Annotated in this window: 15 protein-coding genes; 10 read left to right on the top strand and 5 right to left on the bottom strand. The window is 45.0% G+C overall.

All coding sequences use genetic code 11. The annotated features are described in order from the left end of the window. Positions 1-8: 8 nt before the first annotated feature. The gene (locus ACTQ9T_RS09115) at positions 9-1,085 is read right to left on the bottom strand and encodes an esterase/lipase family protein (protein ID WP_010196527.1); all 1,077 of its coding nucleotides are present in this window, start codon (positions 1,083-1,085) and stop codon (positions 9-11) included. A gap of 296 nt (positions 1,086-1,381) precedes the next feature. On the opposite strand from ACTQ9T_RS09115, the gene map reads away from it, so the two are divergent. Then, positions 1,382-2,176, top strand: coding sequence for a type I methionyl aminopeptidase (map, locus tag ACTQ9T_RS09110; protein WP_440464841.1), 795 nt, complete (start codon positions 1,382-1,384; stop codon positions 2,174-2,176). A 228-nt stretch (positions 2,177-2,404) separates the two neighbouring features. Further along, positions 2,405-5,152 (top strand): [protein-PII] uridylyltransferase, encoded by a 2,748-nt coding sequence (glnD, locus tag ACTQ9T_RS09105; RefSeq protein WP_440464840.1) that lies wholly within the window; start codon positions 2,405-2,407, stop codon positions 5,150-5,152. Positions 5,153-5,332: 180 nt separating this feature from the next. On the opposite strand, the gene ACTQ9T_RS09100 is transcribed toward glnD, so the two are convergent. Next, positions 5,333-6,004, bottom strand: a complete 672-nt coding sequence (locus ACTQ9T_RS09100; protein WP_010196520.1) for a hypothetical protein — start codon at positions 6,002-6,004, stop codon at positions 5,333-5,335. A gap of 256 nt (positions 6,005-6,260) precedes the next feature. On the opposite strand from ACTQ9T_RS09100, the gene dapC reads away from it, so the two are divergent. From dapC to ACTQ9T_RS09070, 6 genes are all read left to right on the top strand, one after another. After that, positions 6,261-7,475, top strand: a complete 1,215-nt coding sequence (dapC, locus tag ACTQ9T_RS09095) for a succinyldiaminopimelate transaminase (protein WP_440464839.1) — start codon at positions 6,261-6,263, stop codon at positions 7,473-7,475. A 135-nt stretch (positions 7,476-7,610) separates the two neighbouring features. Next, positions 7,611-9,551, top strand: a complete 1,941-nt coding sequence (locus tag ACTQ9T_RS09090) for a DUF294 nucleotidyltransferase-like domain-containing protein (protein ID WP_440464838.1) — start codon at positions 7,611-7,613, stop codon at positions 9,549-9,551. A gap of 51 nt (positions 9,552-9,602) precedes the next feature. After that, positions 9,603-10,208 carry a 3'-5' exonuclease gene (locus ACTQ9T_RS09085; RefSeq protein ID WP_440464837.1) on the top strand — a complete coding sequence of 202 codons (606 nt, stop codon included), beginning with the start codon at positions 9,603-9,605 and terminating at the stop codon, positions 10,206-10,208. A gap of 118 nt (positions 10,209-10,326) precedes the next feature. After that, positions 10,327-12,468, top strand: a complete 2,142-nt coding sequence (locus ACTQ9T_RS09080; RefSeq protein ID WP_440464836.1) for a D-alanyl-D-alanine carboxypeptidase/D-alanyl-D-alanine-endopeptidase — start codon at positions 10,327-10,329, stop codon at positions 12,466-12,468. A 43-nt stretch (positions 12,469-12,511) separates the two neighbouring features. Next, positions 12,512-13,027: an ABZJ_00895 family protein gene (locus tag ACTQ9T_RS09075; RefSeq protein ID WP_210541542.1), complete on the top strand. Its 516-nt coding sequence runs from the start codon at positions 12,512-12,514 to the stop codon at positions 13,025-13,027. 144 nt (positions 13,028-13,171) lie between these two features. Further along, positions 13,172-13,711, top strand: a complete 540-nt coding sequence (locus ACTQ9T_RS09070; protein WP_440464835.1) for a DUF421 domain-containing protein — start codon at positions 13,172-13,174, stop codon at positions 13,709-13,711. A gap of 239 nt (positions 13,712-13,950) precedes the next feature. Here ACTQ9T_RS09070 and ACTQ9T_RS09065 read toward each other — a convergent pair whose 3' ends face one another. After that, entirely contained in the window at positions 13,951-14,397 is a 447-nt protein-coding gene (locus ACTQ9T_RS09065; protein ID WP_201593523.1) for a DUF2147 domain-containing protein, read from the bottom strand. A gap of 250 nt (positions 14,398-14,647) precedes the next feature. Between ACTQ9T_RS09065 and rlmH the strand changes: the two genes are divergently transcribed. Together rlmH and ACTQ9T_RS09055 are read left to right on the top strand one after the other, a co-directional pair. Next, on the top strand, positions 14,648-15,136 hold the full coding sequence (gene rlmH / locus ACTQ9T_RS09060) for a 23S rRNA (pseudouridine(1915)-N(3))-methyltransferase RlmH (RefSeq protein ID WP_010196493.1): 489 nt from the start codon (positions 14,648-14,650) through the stop codon (positions 15,134-15,136). 244 nt (positions 15,137-15,380) lie between these two features. Next, a complete protein-coding gene (locus ACTQ9T_RS09055) occupies positions 15,381-16,283 on the top strand; it encodes a DODA-type extradiol aromatic ring-opening family dioxygenase (RefSeq protein ID WP_440464834.1) in 903 nt (300 codons plus the stop codon). Positions 16,284-16,316: 33 nt separating this feature from the next. On the opposite strand, the gene ACTQ9T_RS09050 is transcribed toward ACTQ9T_RS09055, so the two are convergent. Together ACTQ9T_RS09050 and ACTQ9T_RS09045 are read right to left on the bottom strand one after the other, a co-directional pair. Next, positions 16,317-17,810 (bottom strand): amidase, encoded by a 1,494-nt coding sequence (locus tag ACTQ9T_RS09050; RefSeq protein ID WP_440464833.1) that lies wholly within the window; start codon positions 17,808-17,810, stop codon positions 16,317-16,319. Between the two features lie 216 nt (positions 17,811-18,026). After that, positions 18,027-21,347 (bottom strand): DNA translocase FtsK 4TM domain-containing protein, encoded by a 3,321-nt coding sequence (locus ACTQ9T_RS09045; RefSeq protein ID WP_440464832.1) that lies wholly within the window; start codon positions 21,345-21,347, stop codon positions 18,027-18,029. Between the last annotated feature and the right edge of the window lie 272 nt (positions 21,348-21,619).

Below are 21,619 nucleotides of genomic sequence, written 5' to 3'. Positions count from 1 at the left end.
AAGTCAGCTTAAAGGTTGGCATTTTTAAGACGATTAACCTGAGTACGATAAATAGATTTTGGCTCAGACTCTCCCCATGCTGTCAAACTTAGCACTTGATCGGCTGAATCTAAGTGATTCATTCTATAATTATCACGAATCACATAACCAAGACGACTTGAGCAGGCAGATACCAAACCATCGTTAGACTCGCCTGCAAACGGTACACCCGTTACTGCCAATATATAATCACTAGGATCAAGTACGCTCGTTATTTGTCCAACACCACTAAATGAATAGTATTTGATGCCATTGGCAGCAGTGCTAGTCGGCTGGCCACAATAACTGGTTGGCATGGCAGCAGGGAATTTAGCGTTAAATTGAGCAGCACCATCGGTCGATAGCGCCATCAATGTTTGCCAGCCATCTTGTTCTTGAATCTCTGAGAAGCTGATACCAGAGCCGATATCTGTAAAGCCACCAATCAAATTAAACAGCCCTGATACTAACTCTGTGGTGATGTTTGACGGGCTTCCAGTATTGTTATTTGGCTCAAGCGTGTTTTTGACAAAATCTGCCGTTTTTGACCCTTGCTCTGGACTTGATACTGCTGTCACTGACGCCACATATTTTGGCGCAACACCAGCGACATAACGGATGTCTATACCGCCTTGACTGTGCCCAAATAGATTGACTTTAGATTTGCCTGAAATGGCAGTGATGGTCTTGACCTGTTGTAGCAGCTGCTCTCCACGAATCTCACTGTTATTGACGGCTGATGTTTTGGTGGTATATACCTCTGAGCCACCTTTCATCAATTCTCCAGGTATTCCATTAAAGTAATCAACGAGCCCAAACATCGTAGTGAAGCCACCAAGTCCATGAGCCATGACGACCGGATACTGAGTTTTAGTGTAGCTCGAGGTGAAGTACTTACTATCAACCAGCTTGCAACCGTTGGCATTAGCACAGTTATAATACTGTCCAGCTGCTTGAGCAGATGTGGTTTGCAAGGTCATCAGGAGGATGCCGGCAGCGATAGCACCGAGTGAAGGTAAAAATGCGCTGGGCGTAACAGCTGCAGCAAAAGAGGTCTTTAGAGTCATAACAACATCCTTGTCATCAATAATTTTGGTTATCTTTACCTCCCAAAAGGAGAAAAGATTGCTGCTAATCCCTTTAGCAGACAAAATTACATTACTTATATATTCTGTAACATTCAACTAATTTGTCAAAATATGAATATATTACCGTGACTGAACAGTCATAACCGCCCTTATTTGGCTGTAAAGCAATTATTATCAATCACAATGATAGGTTAGCTATCACTTAACGTAAAACTGTCATCAACCCATTTATGGTATAATCTACTCACATTAAACCCATAATTATAAGATAGATGATGATGATTAAAAAATCTCTTATCCAGTCCCCAGAAGCCATAGAAAAAATGCGCGTGGCCGGTAAACTTGCTAGCGATTTGCTGGTAATGTTAGACGAGCACGTTAAAGTGGGCGTCAGCACCGAAGCATTGAATCAAATTGCTCATGACTATATTGTCAATGTACAAGGTGCTATCCCAGCGCCTCTCAACTACAATGGCTTTCCAAAATCAATCTGCACCTCGGTCAATCATGTGGTTTGTCATGGTATCCCAAGTGAAAAGAAACTGCTAAAAGATGGCGACATCATTAATATCGATGTGACGGTTATCAAAGATGGCTATTATGGCGATACGTCAAAAATGTGGATCGTGGGCAATGGCTCCATTATGGCAAAGCGTATCTGTAAAGTGGCACAAGATGCCCTCTATGCTGGCATGAGTGTTGTCAAAGATGGCGCACGCCTAGGCGATGTAGGTGCTGCGATTCAAGAAGTGGTCGAGCCTGAGCGTTTCAGTATCGTTCGTGAGTTCTGTGGGCATGGTATCAGTAATGAATTCCATCACGAGCCACAAGTCATGCACTATGGCAAAAAAGGCACAGGGTTCGAGCTAAAAACAGGTATGACCTTCACCATCGAACCCATGATTAATGAAGGTAAGTGGCAGACCAAAATCTTACCTGATGAATGGACGGCAATCACCAAAGACCGCAAACTGTCTGCACAGTGGGAGCACACCATGGTCGTCACAGACAATGGCTGTGAAGTGTTTACCACTCGTCCCGAAGAAGACTTAAGCTTTTTAACACAGTAACATCATAAAAGATCGCCTAGGCGGTCTTTTTTTTGGCCAACAATTAGGTCATATTGAGTATTGTGCTTACCTACTTTTTATCTTTATACTCTGATGACTTAATAACTTATATTAATAACTTATATTAGTAACTTCTATTTGTGGCTTTTATCAGCTACCAGCACATTGGTGATTCTACGCTTTTCAGCTGAAACGTTTTATTTTTAAACTCTTAACGGGATAACACTCATGTTTACTTGTGATGCCGCATCGATTGATCTGACACCGCTCCCTTCATTTTCATCTAAGACCGCGACTGTCGACTCCTTGCAACCGGCGACGAATGCAACGGAAAAAACCCTACTCGGTATTCCTGAATGGTTAACCCAAATAAATTTGGATATCAGCCGCGCGCTTGAGCGTGGTGTCAATATTCGTCAATTAGTGGCAGCACGCGCGTGTGCTATTGATGGCTTACTCATCGCCTTGTTTAAATGGTTTGAGCTGGATAAGACCGATTTGGCATTATTCGCCACCGGTGGTTATGGTCGCGGTGAGCTGTCGCTTTATTCAGATATTGATATTTTACTACTCTCTCCTGATGAGGTTGGCACTGATGCCAGTGGGAAAATCGATCGGTTGGTGGCGCTGTTGTGGGATATAGGGCTGGAGCCCGCCCTCTCTGTACGTAGCGTGAATGATGCTTTGGAAGCTGCGCTCGATCATACGATTGCTAGTGCGCAGTTAGAAGCTCGGCTCCTGATTGGTAATGACGTTTTGCAAGATTTTCCGGCTCAAATTGTCAATAAGCAATGGTCGCCGCGCGCTTTTTTTGAGGTAAAAACCGAGGAAGCCAGAGCGCGTTACTTGCAGCATAATGCGACGGAATATAATCTAGAACCGAATATCAAAACAGCGCCTGGCGGCCTGCGTGACATCCATATTATCGGCTGGGTAACCAAACGTTATTTTCGGGTCACTAAGCTCTATGATCTGGTACAGCAGAACTTTTTGACCGAAAAAGAGTTCGACGAGCTGAGCTTTGCCGAAGGTTATTTATGGCAAATACGGCATCACTTGCACGAATTGACTGGACGTAACGAAAACAAGCTACTGTTTGATTATCAGCGTGACATTGCCCAGCTGATGGGTTATGAGGCACAGCCGGATGATCAACCCAATGCCGCTGTTGAGCGCTTTATGCGCGACTATTATCGCTGTGCCATGCAGATATCAACGCTGTCTGAGATGCTGACCAATCACTACTATGAGACAATCATAGAGCCCAATCTACCTGATGATGAGCGCCCAAAAAAGCAGCCGATTAATGCGCGTTTCAACCAAGTTGGCGACCAAATCGCTATGGCGCATCATCGCGTTTTTGCTCAGCATCCTGAATCAATTCTAGAGATGTTTTTACTCATGGGTCAGTACGGTATCAAAAACGTCCGGACGCATACATTACGAGCGCTAAAAATCGCTGCGCGCGGTATCGATCAAACTTACCGCGACAACCCTAATCACCAAACGCTATTTTTGGCCAATTTAAAAGAACAAAACTACCTGTTTCATCGCCTGCGTACCATGAATCGCTATGGCGTTTTGGGCAATTATATTCCTGCTTTTTCCCAAGTCACCGGTCTGATGCAGTATGATTTATTCCATCGTTATACCGTTGATGCCCATACGTTGTTTTTGATCCGCATCTTGCACCGCTTTACCGATCCGAATTTTTATGAAGACTTTCCACTGGTCAGTTCCCTCTTTCAGCGTATTGAGCGCAAAGAAATTTTAGTATTAGCAGCCATGTTTCATGATATTGCGAAAGGTCGCGGTGGCAATCATAGCTTGCTTGGTGAGACTGAGTCGATTGAATTTTGCTTGGCACATGGCATGAGTAAAGCAGATGCCAATTTGGTTGGTTGGCTGACCCGCTACCATTTATTGATGTCGATGACCGCGCAGAAAAAAGACATTTCAGATCCAGAAGTGGTGACACTTTTCGCTGATTTGGTTGGCAACGTCACCCACTTGAATCATCTGTACGTACTGACCGTCGCCGATATGAACGCGACCAATCCACAGTTGTGGAACAGCTGGCGGGCGACCTTGATGAAACAGTTATACTCGCAAACGCGTCGTATTTTACGTGCTGATATCGATGCGCCAACCAATCGTCAAGACATGATCAGTGCCACGCACAAGCAAGCAATGGTCATGTTGGATAACGTCGATAATCAGCACATGAACCGCAGTGAGGTACTTAGACTGTGGGATGACTTAGGTGATGAGTACTTCTTGCGTGAGATTGCTGAAGATATTTTATGGCATACCGAAGCCATTTTGAACCATCCACCGATTGGGCTTGCCTCTAATGCCGATAGCCCACCATTGGTGGTACTGCGAGAGCATCGTGAGCTGGCACTGGATGCTGTGCAAGTCTTCGTTTACACCCAAGATCAGACAAACCTATTTGCCGTCACTATGGCCGTATTTGATCAAATGAATCTAGATGTTTTAGACGCACGCATCATCACTGCCACTCGTGATTTTGCCTTGGATTCTTATGTACTGCTAGATCCTAGTGGCACATTATTGGTCGATGAAGACAGTCAGCAAGAGCTTAAGCAGCGCTTAATCAATGCCTTTAAAGACCCCACCGTACTGAAGCTTACGAATAAACGAATGCCGCGTCAGCTCAGACATTTTGAGGTGAAGACGGTGATTAATTTTGAGTTTAATGAAGCATCAGGTCAGCACATTATGAGCTTAGAAACCCTCGATCAGCCAGGGCTACTGGCACGGGTGGGACAAGTATTCTTGCAGGAGAAAATTGAGGTACATGCGGCTCGCATTACCACACTAGGCGAGCGTGCAGAGGATATGTTTTATATCAGTGATCAAAATGACGAGCCTTTGTCTGCCGACAAGCTAGAAACGTTAAAAACGGCATTGACAACGAGTCTGAGCTTACATAGTGATAGTGCTGCAACTTAAGCAGTATGGTCTATTAAGAAGTTTAACGAGTAACGAATATCGTGGATTGGGATTGGTGCTTTAACGTACAAAGTAGATTGGTGCTAGATAAGCAAGTCATGCCATTTAGCATCAACCTATTTTTCATACAGTAAAAATCTCACTTTCATAATAAAAAGTTATCGGAATAGATAGCAGAGTTTATAGGATACTTCTATATATCATCTCGCTGGCATGAGCGTTGAGCTCGTCATCAGCCAAATCTGGTGGCAAGATATTTGCCTCTACCTGTTGTTCACCTAACAGTAACCGTCCAGCATCGACCTCTTTTTTTAGCAAGCACTGCAAACTTGAAAGATGGAACTTGGCATCATAATGCTCATAAAGCGCTTGCAAGGAAATAGGTGCTTTGGCATGAACATCGAGATAGAGACTGTCATCTGCCAAGATAATCATCTCGTTTAGCGCCTCTTCACGCAGTACTTCCTGTTCATTAATTCGGCGTTGCAAGTTGTTGGCCAATCGACCTTTGAAAGCCAGCATAATGATGAAAATCAGCGTTTGTAGCACAAATAAAGCGACATACTGCCACAAAGGTAGCGATATGCTAAATAGCCTACTAAGTAACATAAGTACCGTAGCCACGACCACATAGCTGACCAACTGCCACAGTAGCCACATCATAAAGCTGTTGTCACCGAACCAAAACATCTGCCGCTCTTGCAGGCGAATCAAATGATGGCGCGCCTGCCACCAATGATTCTCACGCTGTTTCAATTGTTTGTATAACTCTGCGCGCGGCGTACTGTTACCCAAATTTTTATTCTGGATATTTTTGGCATTGAGATCATCAGTTTTTGAGACACTAGCCATGTCAAATTATCCTTACCATAATCTGTCGTTACCGCTGACAGTCACTTTTATATTATTATCAGTTATAAAGCACCAAACTTATGCCAACGTCTTAGATTTACTTATCACGTCACAATTTTGCTGTGAGCCTCTATTTGAGAGGAGATAAATTAGCCAAGATAAGCAAAAGACAAAAAATAAGAGAAGTGCTACACTGCTTGAATGTAAATTTTCTTTATAACTTTATTATTAATTGTCTATTATAGTTACCCTACTTATGAATCACAACTTAACCTCTCTGCATCCTTACCCTTTCGCTAAAATGGCAACGTTACTTGCTGATAGCACGCCAGCCCATAACCACAGTGCAATCAAGCTCGGCATTGGTGAACCAAAACATGAACCACCTGAATTTGTACTGGACGTATTACGTGAAAACTTGGACAAAATAAGCCGTTATCCCACCACTAATGGTACTTTTGAGCTACGTCAAACCATCGCCCATTGGCTAGAAAAGCGATTTTTCTTAAATCATGTCGATGCCAACACGGAAGTATTGCCAGTCATGGGCACGCGCGAGGCGATTTTTAGTTTTGTACAAGCGGTTGTTGATCATGACGTAGCGAATCCGGAGAGCAGTCTATCTCCTACCGTGGTCATGCCCAATCCGTTTTATCAAATATACGAAGGTGCGGCGATACTGGCACAAGCAACGCCTTACTTTGTGCCTTGTACACTAGACGATGATTTTAAAGGTGACTATCGCGCGGTACCAAAAGAAGTATGGATGCGCACGCAGTTACTATTCGTTTGTAGTCCGAACAATCCAACAGGTTCGGTCATGACAATGGATGATTGGGAATATCTCATTCGCCTATCAGATCAATACGACTTTATTATTGCTAGTGACGAATGCTATAGCGAGCTATATTTTGATACGGTGCCGATTGGTCTATTGCAAGCCTGCGCTGCTTTTGGACGCCATGACTTTAAAAACTGCGTGGTATTCCACTCGTTGTCCAAGCGCTCAAACTTGCCGGGTTTACGCTCTGGATTTGTGGCAGGCGATGCCAAAATCTTGCAGGCTTATTTGCAATATCGTACCTATCAAGGCTGCGCAATGCCAATACCCCATCAGCTTGCCTCTATCGCGGCTTGGCAGGATGAAAAGCATGTTGAGCATAACCGTGCGCTGTATCGAGAAAAGTTTGCCTTATGGATGTCTGAGCTTGGTGAGCTACTAGAATTGCGGATGCCAGAAGCTGGATTTTACTTTTGGATCAAAGCGCCTGAACAGTTCGATGGTGATGATGAACTATTTGTCAAAGCCTTATACGAGCAGGCCAATATCCATGCACTGGCTGGGCGTTACCTGTCACGTGAAGTCAATGGCAAAAATCCTGGGCAAGGTTATGTACGCATTGCGCTTGTCGCTAGTGTCGATGAGAGCCGTGAAGCGATCAGCCGTATTCGTAAACTACTGGGTGCGTAGGCAGTCTATTTAAAAGTATTAAGCGAGATATTAACCTCTAATAACCACAATTTAACTGTGGCTATTAGAGGTTTTTTGCTTTAATAATGCTATAGTAAAGTGGCTTTTATCAAATATGCCATCAAGGATGATGCCATGCCCCATCTTGATTTTACCCAGCCGCCCTTTGATGTGTTGAGTCTGGCTGAACGCCAAAGCATTAGAAAAAACACTCAAATTCGCTACCTTGCCAAAAATGAGCATCTAACTGCCGAAGAATTGCAGTATCTGTATGTCGTCATCAAAGGACAGATTGAGCAATTGCTTGACGGTGAGTTTGTGGCCTCTTATTTGGGTAGTAACCACTCCGACCAGCTCAATAATAACGACTGGTTCGACAGCCGTCGTCTGCCTGAATCATTGACTGAGAACAGCCCTAATACTGGAGCATCACAAACCTATCAGTTTCGAGCCGCTGAAGATACGTTGCTGCTCCAAGTCGCTGGTAGCGCAGTGGATAAAATCAGCGCCCAAAACCATCTAGTCCGTCAAATGCTGTCAGATAAGCTGCCCGAACGGCTAAAAGCATTACAGCAACGCCGTCACAATAAAACCATAGACCTTGCCAGCTACAATGACCAACAAGAAGTGCAACAGATCATGTTGCAGCCTGTCATTGACGTCAATCTATTGCCAGTCCATATCGTCGATGCCAATAATAGTTTATACGAAGCCGCTTCTATCATGACGAAAGCGGGGCTAAAACATGTACTAGTACGTCCATTGAACCATCTAGAGCATAGGAAAGAAACGCGACATGGTACTGGTCATCTGTTAGGTATTTTAACCGACACCGATATTTGCCGCGCCGTGAGTGACCAGCAAAACCCTGCCACGACTACATGCCAGCGCTATGCTAACTTTAACCTGCGTACCATCAAAGCCAGTGATGAGATTGGCGATGCATTATTGACCATGACCCGCTATCGCATCCATCGGCTACCAGTGATTGATCGAAATGGGGATGTCGTCGGTATACTCGGACAAAGCGATATGCTTGCGCATATTGGCCATCACTCTCAGCTCATTAGTATCCAAATCGAGCAAGCAAAAGACTTATCGAGCTTAGATACCGCCGTCGAGCTTATCGGTCGTTACATTCGCGCACAACATCAAAACGGCGTCAAAATCGGTAATATCAGCCGTATGGTACAGACCTTGAATGCACAAGTATTTACCAAGCTTTGGCAACTTATCGTGCCTGCTGAAGTCATGAATAATACCTGCTTAATCGTGATGGGGTCAGAAGGTCGAGGTGAGCAAATCATGCGTACTGACCAAGACAATGCACTCATCTTACGTGATGGCTATACTCATCCTGATCTGGCGCAATTTGCGGATACTTTTAATCACCATTTAGCAGACCTCGGTTATCCGCTGTGCGATGGCAATATCATGATGACCAACCCGATGTGGCGACAGCCGCTAAAACAGTTTAATGCTCAGATTGGTTTATGGTTTAAAAACACCAATCCTATGCATGGTATTTATTTGTCCGCCATACTTGATGGCGAATACGTCTGCGGAAATGAGTCATTATTGACTCAGGTGCGTCAACATTTAAAGGTCGCCCACAGACAGTCAGACCCTATGTTTGTACGCCAGTTTGCACGTGCCGCGCTACAGTTCGGTGATGTCAATCAGTGGTGGCAAAAGTTCGTGCCTTTGCTCGGTGGTAAATCCGGGTCAGAAGACATTGATCTAAAGAAAGCCGGTATCTTTCCACTGGTTCATGGTATTCGTACCTTAGCGTTAGAAAACGATATCTTAGACGTGCCCAGTAGTAAAAATCGTCTTAAAGCTTTGGTACAAGCGCGCGCCTTGACCCAAGAGCGAGCGGATACTTTACTAGAAGCCTTGGAATTTTTTATGGCACAGCGCTTATCAGTCGCCCTATCAACCGATGATAAACATGCGCGGCAAGTCAACCCAATGACCTTGACCGCGCTTGAGCGCGACTTATTAAAAGAGTGTTTGGCTGTCGTAAAAAGCTTTAAAAACCAGCTACGTCAGCATTATCAATTAGAAATTGCATAAGCATGAAAATCGTATAAGTATAGAACTCGCATCAATGGATGAATGACAAATATGAGTTGGCTAACACAGTTATCCTGCGCTTGGCAAAAAAAACAGCTACAGCGTCCAGAATTGGCATCGATGTTTACCAAACCCTTGGCTAAGCAGTGGGTAGCGATTGACTGCGAAATGACGGGACTCAATCCAAAAAAGCACCACTTATTGTCTGTCGCCGCGATTCATATCAATGGCAATACGATTGACACCGGTAATGGCATGCATATCATATGCAAGCCTCCAGTGATGCCAGACCGTGACACCATTGTGATTCACGGTCTACGTACTGCCGACGTTGAGCATGGTATGAGCTACGATGAGATGCTGGCGCGATTGCTGCCATTTATAGGTAATCGACCGATTGTGGGGTTTTGTACGAGTTTAGACACAGCGTTTTTAAACCCTCTAGTCAAACGCTATATGGGCACGGCACTACCCAACGAAATCATCGATTTGCGCCACTTATATAGTCGGCGCATGGGTGATCGCACTCAGGGTGTCCCCAACCAATCACAACAGCTGCGCAATATTTTAGCGCACTATAATATCCCTGATCTGGGCGCTCACGATGCTTATAACGATGCGATCATGACCGCCATGGCGTTTTTACATGTACGCTAGGGCGTATTCTTATTTTGAGAATCAAGCTAAAAAAAGTTTTCAACCACGCCTGCCATCTACGCGAAAACAGTAACTCATGTTAGTATAGGCGGCTTTTGCTACCGAATAAAAGATGCTCATGCGACCTACTTCTAGACTCTGTCATTCCTCCGTGCTTACCGCCAAATTATCGCCTGTTTTTAGTCATTTGCGATCGTTTAATCAGACTCATAAATGGTTGGTTGCGCTGACATTAGTGGCAGCCCCGCTGTATGCGCAAGCAGCATTGCCCAAAGCTATTCAAGCGGCATTATCACGAGCTGACTTAACAGAAGCTGATATTAGTATCATCATCACACCAGTCGGTGATAAAAACGCCAGTCACCTGCCCGCTCCGATTCAGGTCATCGATAGCAGCTCGGATAGCTCCTCTAAAAGGGTTTCTCAACCGAAACAAACCGCTAACGTAAATGCTGATATAAAGGGTAACGCCCAGACAGCCACGCAAAATAATAATGACAAACTCAATGAGAACAGCCACCTGCTCCAACAGAGTACATTGGTTACCATTGAGCGGCGAACCATTGAAAGACATGAGCAAAAATTGCATGCTTACACCGATGATCCTTACACTTATCAAAGCTTAGAAAGTATCCCAACGATATTGGGCGATAAGACAAAAACAACCATCATTAACAACGATGGTAGTAATGCCAATATTACAGAAAATAGCGATAAAACCAGTAACATTAATACTGATGCTGCATCCATAAAGATTTCATTTTCACCAATATTGAATCACCAATCCGATATCGCTCGCACGCCTGCCAGCACCATGAAGCTCGTTCCCAGCTTTATTGCTTTAGACACCCTAGGCGCTGATTTTGTCTGGCATACCCGTGTCTATCATACAGGCCTTGTCATCGGTGACCGCTTACATGGTGATCTGATTATTCAAGGCAGTGGTGACCCAAAAATGACCCACGAGCGTTTAAAACAGCTTCTCTATAAAGTAAAATCATCAGGTATTCGTCATATCGAGGGTGATATTATTGTCGACAGTGCCGTCTTTAAAAATGTCACTAAAGATCCTGCCGCCTTTGATAACTCACCACTGCGCCCTTATAACGCCAGTCCCGATGGCTTTTTGGTTAATTTCAGTACCATTGGCATTAAAAGCTATCCGTTAAACGATGACCAAGCAAGCCTGACTTATACACCGCAATTAGCAAATTATGATTTGCCCAGCATAATAGATACGCGCTCAGCTGCTTGTGGACAAGCGCGTTATAGTCTCGCACCGCAGTGGCAAACAAAAAAGCTTGTGTTAAATACCGGTTTGCCCAATAGCTGCCAAGAACACGCTTTTTATGTCGCTTATCCTGATGCCAAAGATTTTTCGGCACGTGTTGTCGCCGCAAAATGGCAAGAGCTAGGCAATACCTTAAGTGGCGATGTCATCACCCAAGAAACGCCTTACACTACAGCAAAAAGTACTAAACCCACGCATGGTTTGTCAGCACTGTCTATGTCCCCGCTGCCTATTGCCAGCTATCCGTCCTTGAATTTGACTAAGCAGATTTATGATATCAATCACTTCTCAAACAATGTCATGACTGAACAAGTAGCGCTATCGATTGGCGCTTATAGCCAATCCACTATGGTGAAAAATAAAACCAAAGCAGGTGGCATTGAAGCAAATAGCATTGAAGCCATTAATATTAAAAGCAACGCAGAATCTGATATAACTAGTGCAAATAGCGATACACCAAGCAATGTCAAAGCCGCAAATAATAAACCCATAAATAAGCAGACAACCAGCTTATATCAATTTGGCAAACCTGCTGTTACGGACTATTCTGCTGCCTTACAAACGATAAATCAGTGGTGGCAGAGCCATCTGAACACCCCAGCACCGTATCTAACCAATGGCTCAGGACTCTGCCGTGATTGTACGATAACGGCTGCCAACTTAAGCGAGCTATTAACTTACGCTTATAGCCATCCAAGCTTCGATGCTTATGTCAATTCGTTAGGCATTGCTGGAGTCAGTGGTACCATTGCTGCTCATGGCGCACGCTTACCCGATTCAGCCGCCACAGGGCGCGCATGGATAAAAACAGGCACTCTAAATAATGTCACCTCAATGGCAGGCTATGTCAAAGGGTTGTCGGGACAAGATTATGTCGTTGTTGGACTCATTAATAGTGAGCAAGCATTAAACGCTTATACGGCTAGACCCGTGTTAGATGCGATGCTTGATTGGACAGCGCAACATTAAGTGTTTTTAACATCCTATTTTTCACCTTTATAAAGGGTCGCTCATGTCACGCAAGACAACCAATCTCAATAAACCCAAGACTCATTCAGACCGCAGTGCGCTACCGAAAAATCATGAGTCAGCTCAATCCCAACTGGCACAATATGTGGGATTTTTTGCGGTGGGCTATATTCTTGCCAGCGCAATATTTATGATGATTCAAACCAAACTTGCTCTGAATTCGCAACTGGTGACGGTGCTCTCTATCATTATCGGTGCTTATATTGCGGTCAGTAAATTTATTAAGCATCAACAGCGCGCCCTTAGTAAAAGTGAAATCAATCGTTTAATGTTTGGCGGGGTCGCAGTAGTTTGGTTACTCACTGCTATTTATTTCTTAGGCATATGGTTCTTTTTGTTTGATGCAGTGAATCGCGAAGTATTGATTGAGATGGCTATGCAACAACCTCTCCCGCTCATTTCTGCCTTAGTCATGATATTGGTACTGACTTTTATCAGTGCCCGCATCAGTATTTTGGCGCTGAATCATCTCCTTAACCCCAAACGTAAAACAGGGTGAACACGCGCTGCTGTCTACAACGTACTACAAAGTTTATTCACCATTAGGGCGTGAATTCCGTTACGCTGGTTTTAGCTGGTGTGATATTTAGCAGCTGACCTTTAAACATTGAATTACTTTGTGCTATTGATAGGAGTCAATATTATGGACATGCTATTTTTTGACAGTATAGACAAGCTTGGACGCATCGTCTTAACGACCGTCATGGTTTACGTCTTAGTCGTGCTGACCACCAAAATCTCGGGTAAGCGCTCCACATCACAGCTCAATAACTTTGATTGGATCGTCACCGTAATGATCGGCTCATTGGGCGCTAGCACTATTTTGCTCAAAGACATCCCTTTTATCGAAGGCGTGGCCTCTATCTTGGTGCTATACCTACTACAATTTTTGGTCACCAAATACGCTTCCATCTCACCGCAATTTAGCAATTTTATTTTATCTGAGCCGCGTATTGTCTTTTATCAAGGGCAGTTTTTGCCCGATGCTATGCGAGATGAGCGGCTGACCCGTCAAGAAATCGAATGTGCCATGCGCTCTGAAGGCATGAACAGCTTCGATGATATTGAAGCCATTGTCTTTGAATCTGATGCTAAGCTGACCATTATTCCAAAACCAAGCGATAATACTGATAGCCAAAATACAGAAGACAAAGTCTCGCAAACCATTGCTTCACTTATGTAATGTCACTTGTATAATGTCACTTGTATAATGTCACTTGTATAATGTCACTTGTATAATGTCATTAGAGAGTAATAGCAATTGGTTAGGGTCTGTTGAACAAACAGACATAAAAAAGGATAGCCAATCTAATCGGCTATCCTTTCTGGTTAATTTATATCTCAATGATACGCTTGCTTCAATGGCAAGCTTGCTGAAATGACAGTCTTGGTCAATAGTCTATCCAACAGGCATTACACACGTTACTTGATACGTTGCCACGTTTGCGAACGACCAAAGAGTGGCGAACCGACATAACCTCGTAGATCTAGGCTTTGACCGTTGTCACTTAACGTGAGTTTGCCAGAATACGTCTTGCCGGATTCAGGGTCTACTAACTTGCCATCGCTCCATTTATTGTTACCGTCAGCCTTTAAGCCCGATAGAATCTGTAAACCTTCGATTGGCTTGTTTTTGAGGCTGCCAGGACATTTGGTACAAACAGCTTTAGCCTCTTCCTTATTGAGTACTTTGATGATTTTTCCTGAGACTTTACCGTTGCTTTCATTCAGCTGAATGATGGCCTTTTTTTCACCAGTTTTATCATCAATGGTTTGCCATTGTGTGCCGTTTAAAGAGGCAGCAAAGACAGAGGTAGACAGCAGAGCACCAGCAGTAAGGGTAAGTGCAATAGATATAGTACGACTCATGAACGACTCCTTTCGTTAAAAAAACTTTCAATTGAACTTATGGTACATCAAAAAATTAGCATAAAAATATTGCATAAAGACATTGTATAATTGCTCATCACTTCTCAAGATGATTGCGAACTAAAGAACAACTGTTTGTCGAATGCTAGTAAAGCATAAAAAAAAGCTTTGTAAAAGAGGTCTTTGTTACGGCAACTTAAGCTTAGATTTTTTTTGTTACATTTTCTCACGTATTGACAGGGTAGGTATTATGAAAGTAAGAATTTTGACCGTTGGTAACAAGATGCCGAGCTGGGTACAGACTGGCTTTGATGAATATTTCAAACGTATCCAACCGATGCTCAGTACAGAAATTGTTGAACTTGCTGCCGCCAAACGTGCCAAAAACCCTTCGGATGCCAATCTTGCTCAGTATCGCGAGCAAGAAGGTCAGGCGATATTGGCCGCTCACAATGCAGCGGGACGTGAGCAATTATGGGTATTGGATGTCAAAGGAAAAATGCTCTCGACAGAAGGGTTGGCAGATAAGTTGGCCGATGCCATGCAGCAAGGCGATGATATCGCCCTAGTGATTGGTGGCGCTGACGGCGTATCACCAGAAGTATTGGCAAAAGCCGATGTGAAATGGTCGTTATCCGCGCTGACGTTGCCGCACCCATTAGTACGTGTGGTCTTGATGGAGCAACTATATCGGGCGATGAGTGTCAATCACAACCACCCTTATCATCGCGGCAACTAGAAATAGCATGAGCAGATGTGTTAACGAATGACTGTTTGCTTAAGACAGATATAGTCGATTCAATTTAAAAAGAATACAGTGCTGCTGCGATGAGTTTTTCGAAACCTCTGAAGGGCAAAGCGCACAGCAAGCAAGGAAAACTCATGCCAGCAGAACGCTGTTTTTAGCATACCGTTTTTATTTTGAACTGGTTATACCTCATCAAAACGATTGAAAAACGAGCACATGCCCTAATAAACGGAACATGAAATATCCAAAACGAGCGACACCTAACGCCCCTTATGCGCATCAGCAACGTGAGCAACTTCACCAAGAGACGCATACGCCCATTACGACCACAGCAGCTTTGGCAAACGCCCAAGCTGAACGCTCGATTACGCCTAATTTAGCCAAGCTACCAGCGGTATTTATCTCGCATGGTGCCCCAACGCTGGCGATTGAGCAATCGGCCACAACCAGTGCACTGGCTCGTATCGGGCAAAACCTACCCAAGCCACGTGCCGTCGTTATTATGTCGGCGCATTGGCAGTCGGCGAAGCTAGAAATCAGCAGCAACCCACAACCAAAGACGTGGCATGATTTTTCAGGTTTTGCACCTGAACTGTATGAGCTACAATATCCTGCTGCCGGTCATCCGGCACTCGCTGAATCGCTAGCACAGCAGTTAACGGCACGCGGTATTACCTGTAGCGTCAATCCGATGCGCGTCAGCGACCATGGTGTCTGGGCACCGCTCAGACATCTCTATCCGCAGGCCGATGTGCCTATCGTACAAATATCGTTGCCACGGCACTATGACAGTGCTGCCTGCTATCAGCTGGGCGCGCAACTGGCGCAACTGCGCGAGGAACAAATACTCGTCGTTGGCTCAGGCAATATCACTCATAATCTACAAGCCCTACGCTGGGAAGCCGAGAGCATAGATGAGACCGCACAAGACTTTAAGCTCTGGTTGCTACAGCAGCTCAAAACAGACATCCCAGCGGCATTAGACTGGCAGCAGTATCCCAACTTTCGCGACATACACCCAAGCGACGAGCATTTACTACCGCTGTTTTTTGCCCTAGGAGCCGGTCAACGCGTCTCCGTCGTGCATCAGAGCATGGCACATCATAGCTTGGGAATGGATATCTATCGCTTCGATTAGGCAACTTTTAATCAAGCGATAGCAAAAATAAAACTACTTCTCAAAAGCTGCCTTGGTAAACAACCCTGCGCGCTCCATTTCGCCAGCGATACTAAATAAAGTAGTCTCGTCATTCATACGCCCAATCAGCTGCATGCCAATCGGCAAACCCTTTTTGCTCATGCCTACTGGCAATGACATGGCAGGCAGCCCAGTGACATTCCCCAGCAAGGTAAAGGCCATTTTTCCCAGTACCGGCTGACTAAGCTTTTCGATCATGCCTGAGCTAAAGGCATATTTCCCCATATCAATGCCTTTATTTAGTAAGCCCGCGCTGCGCATGAGCATTTCATCCATACGACTTGGTGGCAGCACGCCATGTTTAACCGCAGGCGTCGGTATGGTCGGGCACAGAATCATATCGTAGGTCTCTAATAATAGACCCGTTTGATATTGGCTATCATGCCAGCCATGCTTAGCGTGTGCCAAGTCAACGGCAGAGAGCGAGCGTCCTAGCATCGCCATATTATACGTTTGCGGCTCTAGGTTCTTTATATGTTCTGCACCAAATTTGCGTTCGATATTATCAATGGTAAAGGCTGTATGGGTACAAACCACCACTAAAAAATCATGCCAAAATTGTTCGATATTAATATTCGGCTCAGCAGGCACCACACGATGACCCATACTTTCTAATTGCTTTGCCGTCTGCTCTAGTACAGCCAGTACTTCTTTGTCCACTATTGTATTGGCGACTAATGGCTGCTGGTGCAAAGCTATCGTTAATTGCCGAGGGGCACGCATCGCTGCTTGCAAAAATGTCCCATCAGGTGGCGCAATCACATAAGGCGCGCCAATCTCAGCGCCACTCGTGGCATCGAGCATCGCAGCACTATCACGCACACTACGGGTAATCACGTGATCAGCGACCGCGCCTTCCCAACCTTCACCAAATGACGGGCCCATTGGGTTACGTCCACGACTGGGTTTGAGTCCAAACGCCCCACACCATGCTGCCGGAAAACGTATCGAACCGCCACCATCGCCAGCACCTGCCATCGGTACGATACCGCTCGCCACCGCTGCCGCGCTACCACCTGATGAGCCACCAGAGCTATAGCCTTTTTTGAATGGATTGTGGGTGGCACCGTGTGCTTTGGGTTCAGTGGTGATGATTAAACCAAACTCTGGCGTATTGGTCTTGCCGAAAGTACTGACACCCGTCGCTTTCATACGTTTAACGATTTCGCTGTCGTTTTCTGGCACGACATTCACGCTACGACTGCCCATTGTGATGGGTTCGTCAGCAAAATAAAATGATAGGTCTTTGAGTAAGTACGGCACACCATTAAATGCACCTGCTGGCAATCCTGCTTGCGCAGCATTATAAGCACGCTCATCAAAGCGATGAATGATTGCGTTTAACTTAGGATTCAGTGTGTTGGCTTGATGAGTCGCAGCGTCTAATAGCTCTTTGGCACTGACCTCACCTAAATTGACGAGCTTGGCTAAACCTAGGGCATCGTATTGGGTGTATTCTTTAAACATAACTAACCTTCCTTGGAGAGTAATTGGACTAAGCATTTTTGAAATTAAGTGATATTTATCCCATAACCTTCTGTCAGTTTAGTATAAAAAAACACTGCTGATAATCGATAAACAAACTCACTAGTCATTTAAGCAATAGCGCTACCATATATTCCTAATAAAAAAACGAGCCACTCTCGTGACTCGCTTTTTATAATTCATCAAACTTATCATCTTTTACATCAATAACTCACGCTTGCCGCTTTTACCCATCGAGCTGACCAATCCAGCCTCTTCCATTGAATCAACGATACGAGCGGCACGGTTGTAGCCGATACTAAATTTACGCTGGATACTAGACGCTGATACTTTTCGCGTCTCCATGATGAAAGCCACGGCATCATTATATAAGTCATCGTCCTCACCAGAAGCGTTGCCGCCACTACCACCACCGCCAGGACTAGACAATTCAAAGTTGCCTGCCATGTTATCAATATAATCAGGCGCACCGCGCTCACGCCAAGCATCACAGACACGATTGACCTCTTCATCGCTGACATACGCCCCATGTACACGGTCTGGCTCAATTTGCCCTGGGCCTAAAAACAGCATATCACCATTACCCAGCATGTCTTCTGCACCGCCACTGTCTAGAATCGTCCGTGAATCCACTTTTGAGTTCACTCGTAACGCTGCACGAACAGGGATATTGGCTTTAATTAGACCGGTAATGACATCGACTGATGGACGCTGAGTGGCAAGCATTAAATGGATGCCTGCCGCGCGTGATTTTTGTGCCAAGCGCGTGATCAATTCTTCAGCTTGTTTACCGACTTGCATAATCATATCGGCAAACTCATCCGCGACAATGACAATCATCGGCAAGGTTTTGAGCTTTGGTGCTTGGCTGATGCTCACGCTATCATTAGGTCGCCACAATGGATCGAGCATTGGATTGCCCGATTTTTCAGCAGCGATGACCTTTTTATTGAACTCGTTAAGCTTACGTACCTTTAATAAGCTCATCAGCTGATAACGGCGCTCCATTTCTGCCACACACCATGACAAGGCACTGGCGGCTTCAGTCATATCTGTGACGACTGGCGTCAGTAGATGCGGGATATCATTGTAGTTTGCCAGCTCAAGCTGCTTTGGATCAATCAAAATCAGGCGCAGCTCGTTCGGTGTATATTTGAGTAACATAGAGAGTAGCATTGAGTTGACCAATACCGATTTACCAGAGCCTGTGGTACCCGCAACCAACATATGCGGCGCGCGCGCAAGGTCAGTAATAATAGCATTACCACCGATATCTTTACCCATTGCCATGCTGATTTGGGCTTTAGGATCTTGGAATTTTTCGGTATTCAACAGCTCAATCAAACGCACCATTTCGCGTTGTTTGTTCGGCACTTCGATACCGATATAAGGCTTGCCCGGAATGACCTCAACCACACGCAAAGATGCCATTGATAATGACCGTGCCAAATCACGTGAAATACCGGTGACTTTACTGGCTTTTACCCCAGCAGCAAGCTCGACTTCAAAGCGTGTAACGACTGGCCCCGGAATGGCATTGACTACTGCGGCCTTAACATTGAATTCTTGTAATTTAATCTCTAATAGCTCAGACAACTTATCAAGCTCAGCGATGGTATAGCTTGGCTTACGATCAGGATCTGGCTTATCTAAAATAGAGATCTCTGGGATAGGCGTTAAGCTGCTGCGATAGGCGGCGGTTTGCATCGAGCGTGATTTTTGACTAAAAGCGCCATCGTCACTGATATGCGGCATAACGGGCGTATCGCTATTATCATCGCGGCTGTCATCCTCAGGCATCATATCCGTAATATGGTTGCCGCTATCACCCTCTGGCACCGCAAAGCTGACCGTTGGCTTAGATGCGGCTATCGGTTCAGCAGCTGGCGCTGAAACGTTAGTTTCTACCTTAGGAGGTAATGTTGGGTTGGTCGGTGGCGTATTGGTCGGGGTCATATCAGCGACTGGTGCGACGATACTTACCTCATCCTCTTCTGGAGCAGGACTTTGTATTGACAATGAGCTTTCCCATTGCTCTTCATTTGATAACTTGTTTGATGATCCAGCAGAGGCGTCATAAGTATTATCTGCTGCCGTCTTTAGTGCTGGCTGATCGGGTTCATTAGTATCTTCTTCTGTTTCTTGAGAAGGTGAAACAGGCGCATGTTCTGACAACCAAGATTCTGCCAATGTATCAACCGTTTCGTTCGTTTCATCTGTTGCGTGGCTGTCATCTGATGCCATAGTCTGAGGCGCATCGGCAAAATTAGGCGCGATTTGCTTGCTTGCTGTCTCTGTAATTCCTTGCTCGACCTCTTCTTTATTAGGATTGACAGTAGAGCTCGCGCTTGGTGTCTCCAGCTCTAGCGTTGCCATGTCTGTTGACGTATCTGTTGCCGTGTTTGTAGACACTGCTGTCTCTTTTGGCGACTCAGCATTATTGATATAAGCAGGAGTAGCAGAATCATGAGTGGCGCTGTGGATGCTCTGATCGTAAATAGCCATATCGCTTGCCAATAAGTCATCAACAGTATTGGCATCATTCCAAGCAAAGCTCGGCTCTACTTTACGGCTAGGAGTCGTGATAGGGCTTGGGGTAGCAGATACCTTGTTATCACTAAAGTTGCTTACGCCAGCGCTACTAGGCGTGGCAGGTACGCTTTGTAAATGCTCGCTCTCACCCGCTGCTGCCATAGAAGCTTTCACACTGGCACCCAAGCCAGAACTCGCTAAAAATTCGGTGAGTACATGATTAAAGCGACCACTGGTATCGGATTGTTGCGTATTATCCTCATGCTCAGTTGCTTGCAGCTCAAGGGGTAGCTGGTCATACTCTGGAACAGCGTGCGATGCCTTTTCGTCGGTTAGGGTTTCATCATGCTGCTGATGACTCTTTTCAGCGGCCTGCACACTCTCATACTGACTATCTTGGTTTTTTACACCAGAACCAAGCCATGACAGGGTCATGATTTTTCGGTATATCGCGAGCCAATGAATATTAAAAGCAAAGGTCGCCGTAATAATTACGAATACCGTTAAAAAGACCACACTCCCCCACTGCGACAACAATTGAGCCAAACGCGCTTGCAGTTCGAGACCGATGATACCACCTGCGACCCCTGTCAGACCTGTGGTAACTGGATCTGCTATTTGCTGCACTAAAGCGACCAACTGTGCAAATAAGGCGCTGGCACTTAGAATCAAAAACACGTAAGCGACTACACGTAGCAACCAAAACGTCGGCTTATTGTCCCACCAAATAAGAATAGACTCATAGACCACAAACGCCAACAACCACCATGCGCCAAAACCAAAAAAGCTATAAAGCAGGTCAGACAACCACGCCCCCATCTCGCCACCCATATTATTAATGGTGGTCATGTCACTACTAATGTGCGACCAACTAGGATCGTTGCCTGTATAGGTCATCAAAATGACAAACAGATAAACGGCCAGTATTAACCCAAGGAGGGTAAATATTCCCTTTTTTAAATACTCAATAAGCGGTGCTGATATCACGTAAAATCTGCCTTGTTATTAATACTAAATGGTCGCCAGTGCATGACTAAGCCTAATCATGCTGACATAAAGTGTTGACATAAATGTACCGAGCGAAGTGTTTGTATGGCATGTGCCGATCATAGAGACTTTAAACAACCGTTATCGCTTGGCTCCTACTACACTTGGCATAACTTCTTATAATAACAAATACATAGGTGCAGTGGCGACAGTCTTATAAAGAAAGCGTGTAAGAAAGTAAATCAATAGATACTTTGCGCAAGAAAACAGCT

Source organism: Psychrobacter sp. ASPA161_6, from assembly GCF_051970285.1.
Lineage (GTDB): Bacteria > Pseudomonadota > Gammaproteobacteria > Pseudomonadales > Moraxellaceae > Psychrobacter > Psychrobacter glaciei.
This window is presented reverse-complemented; position numbering and strand designations above follow the sequence as displayed.

Excerpts from the sequence above, each read along its gene's own strand:
- ACTQ9T_RS09050 (WP_440464833.1), bottom strand. The coding sequence starts at position 17,810 with ATGTTTAAAGAATACACCCAATACGATGCCCTAGGTTTAGCCAAGCTC.
- dapC (WP_440464839.1), top strand. The coding sequence starts at position 6,261 with ATGAATCACAACTTAACCTCTCTGCATCCTTACCCTTTCGCTAAAATG.
- ACTQ9T_RS09080 (WP_440464836.1), top strand. The coding sequence starts at position 10,327 with ATGCGACCTACTTCTAGACTCTGTCATTCCTCCGTGCTTACCGCCAAA.
- ACTQ9T_RS09075 (WP_210541542.1), top strand. The coding sequence starts at position 12,512 with ATGTCACGCAAGACAACCAATCTCAATAAACCCAAGACTCATTCAGAC.
- ACTQ9T_RS09085 (WP_440464837.1), top strand. The coding sequence starts at position 9,603 with ATGAGTTGGCTAACACAGTTATCCTGCGCTTGGCAAAAAAAACAGCTA.
- ACTQ9T_RS09115 (WP_010196527.1), bottom strand. The coding sequence starts at position 1,085 with ATGACTCTAAAGACCTCTTTTGCTGCAGCTGTTACGCCCAGCGCATTT.
- ACTQ9T_RS09065 (WP_201593523.1), bottom strand. The coding sequence starts at position 14,397 with ATGAGTCGTACTATATCTATTGCACTTACCCTTACTGCTGGTGCTCTG.
- ACTQ9T_RS09055 (WP_440464834.1), top strand. The coding sequence starts at position 15,381 with ATGAAATATCCAAAACGAGCGACACCTAACGCCCCTTATGCGCATCAG.
- glnD (WP_440464840.1), top strand. The coding sequence starts at position 2,405 with ATGTTTACTTGTGATGCCGCATCGATTGATCTGACACCGCTCCCTTCA.
- rlmH (WP_010196493.1), top strand. The coding sequence starts at position 14,648 with ATGAAAGTAAGAATTTTGACCGTTGGTAACAAGATGCCGAGCTGGGTA.
- map (WP_440464841.1), top strand. The coding sequence starts at position 1,382 with ATGATGATTAAAAAATCTCTTATCCAGTCCCCAGAAGCCATAGAAAAA.
- ACTQ9T_RS09100 (WP_010196520.1), bottom strand. The coding sequence starts at position 6,004 with ATGGCTAGTGTCTCAAAAACTGATGATCTCAATGCCAAAAATATCCAG.
- ACTQ9T_RS09070 (WP_440464835.1), top strand. The coding sequence starts at position 13,172 with ATGGACATGCTATTTTTTGACAGTATAGACAAGCTTGGACGCATCGTC.
- ACTQ9T_RS09090 (WP_440464838.1), top strand. The coding sequence starts at position 7,611 with ATGCCCCATCTTGATTTTACCCAGCCGCCCTTTGATGTGTTGAGTCTG.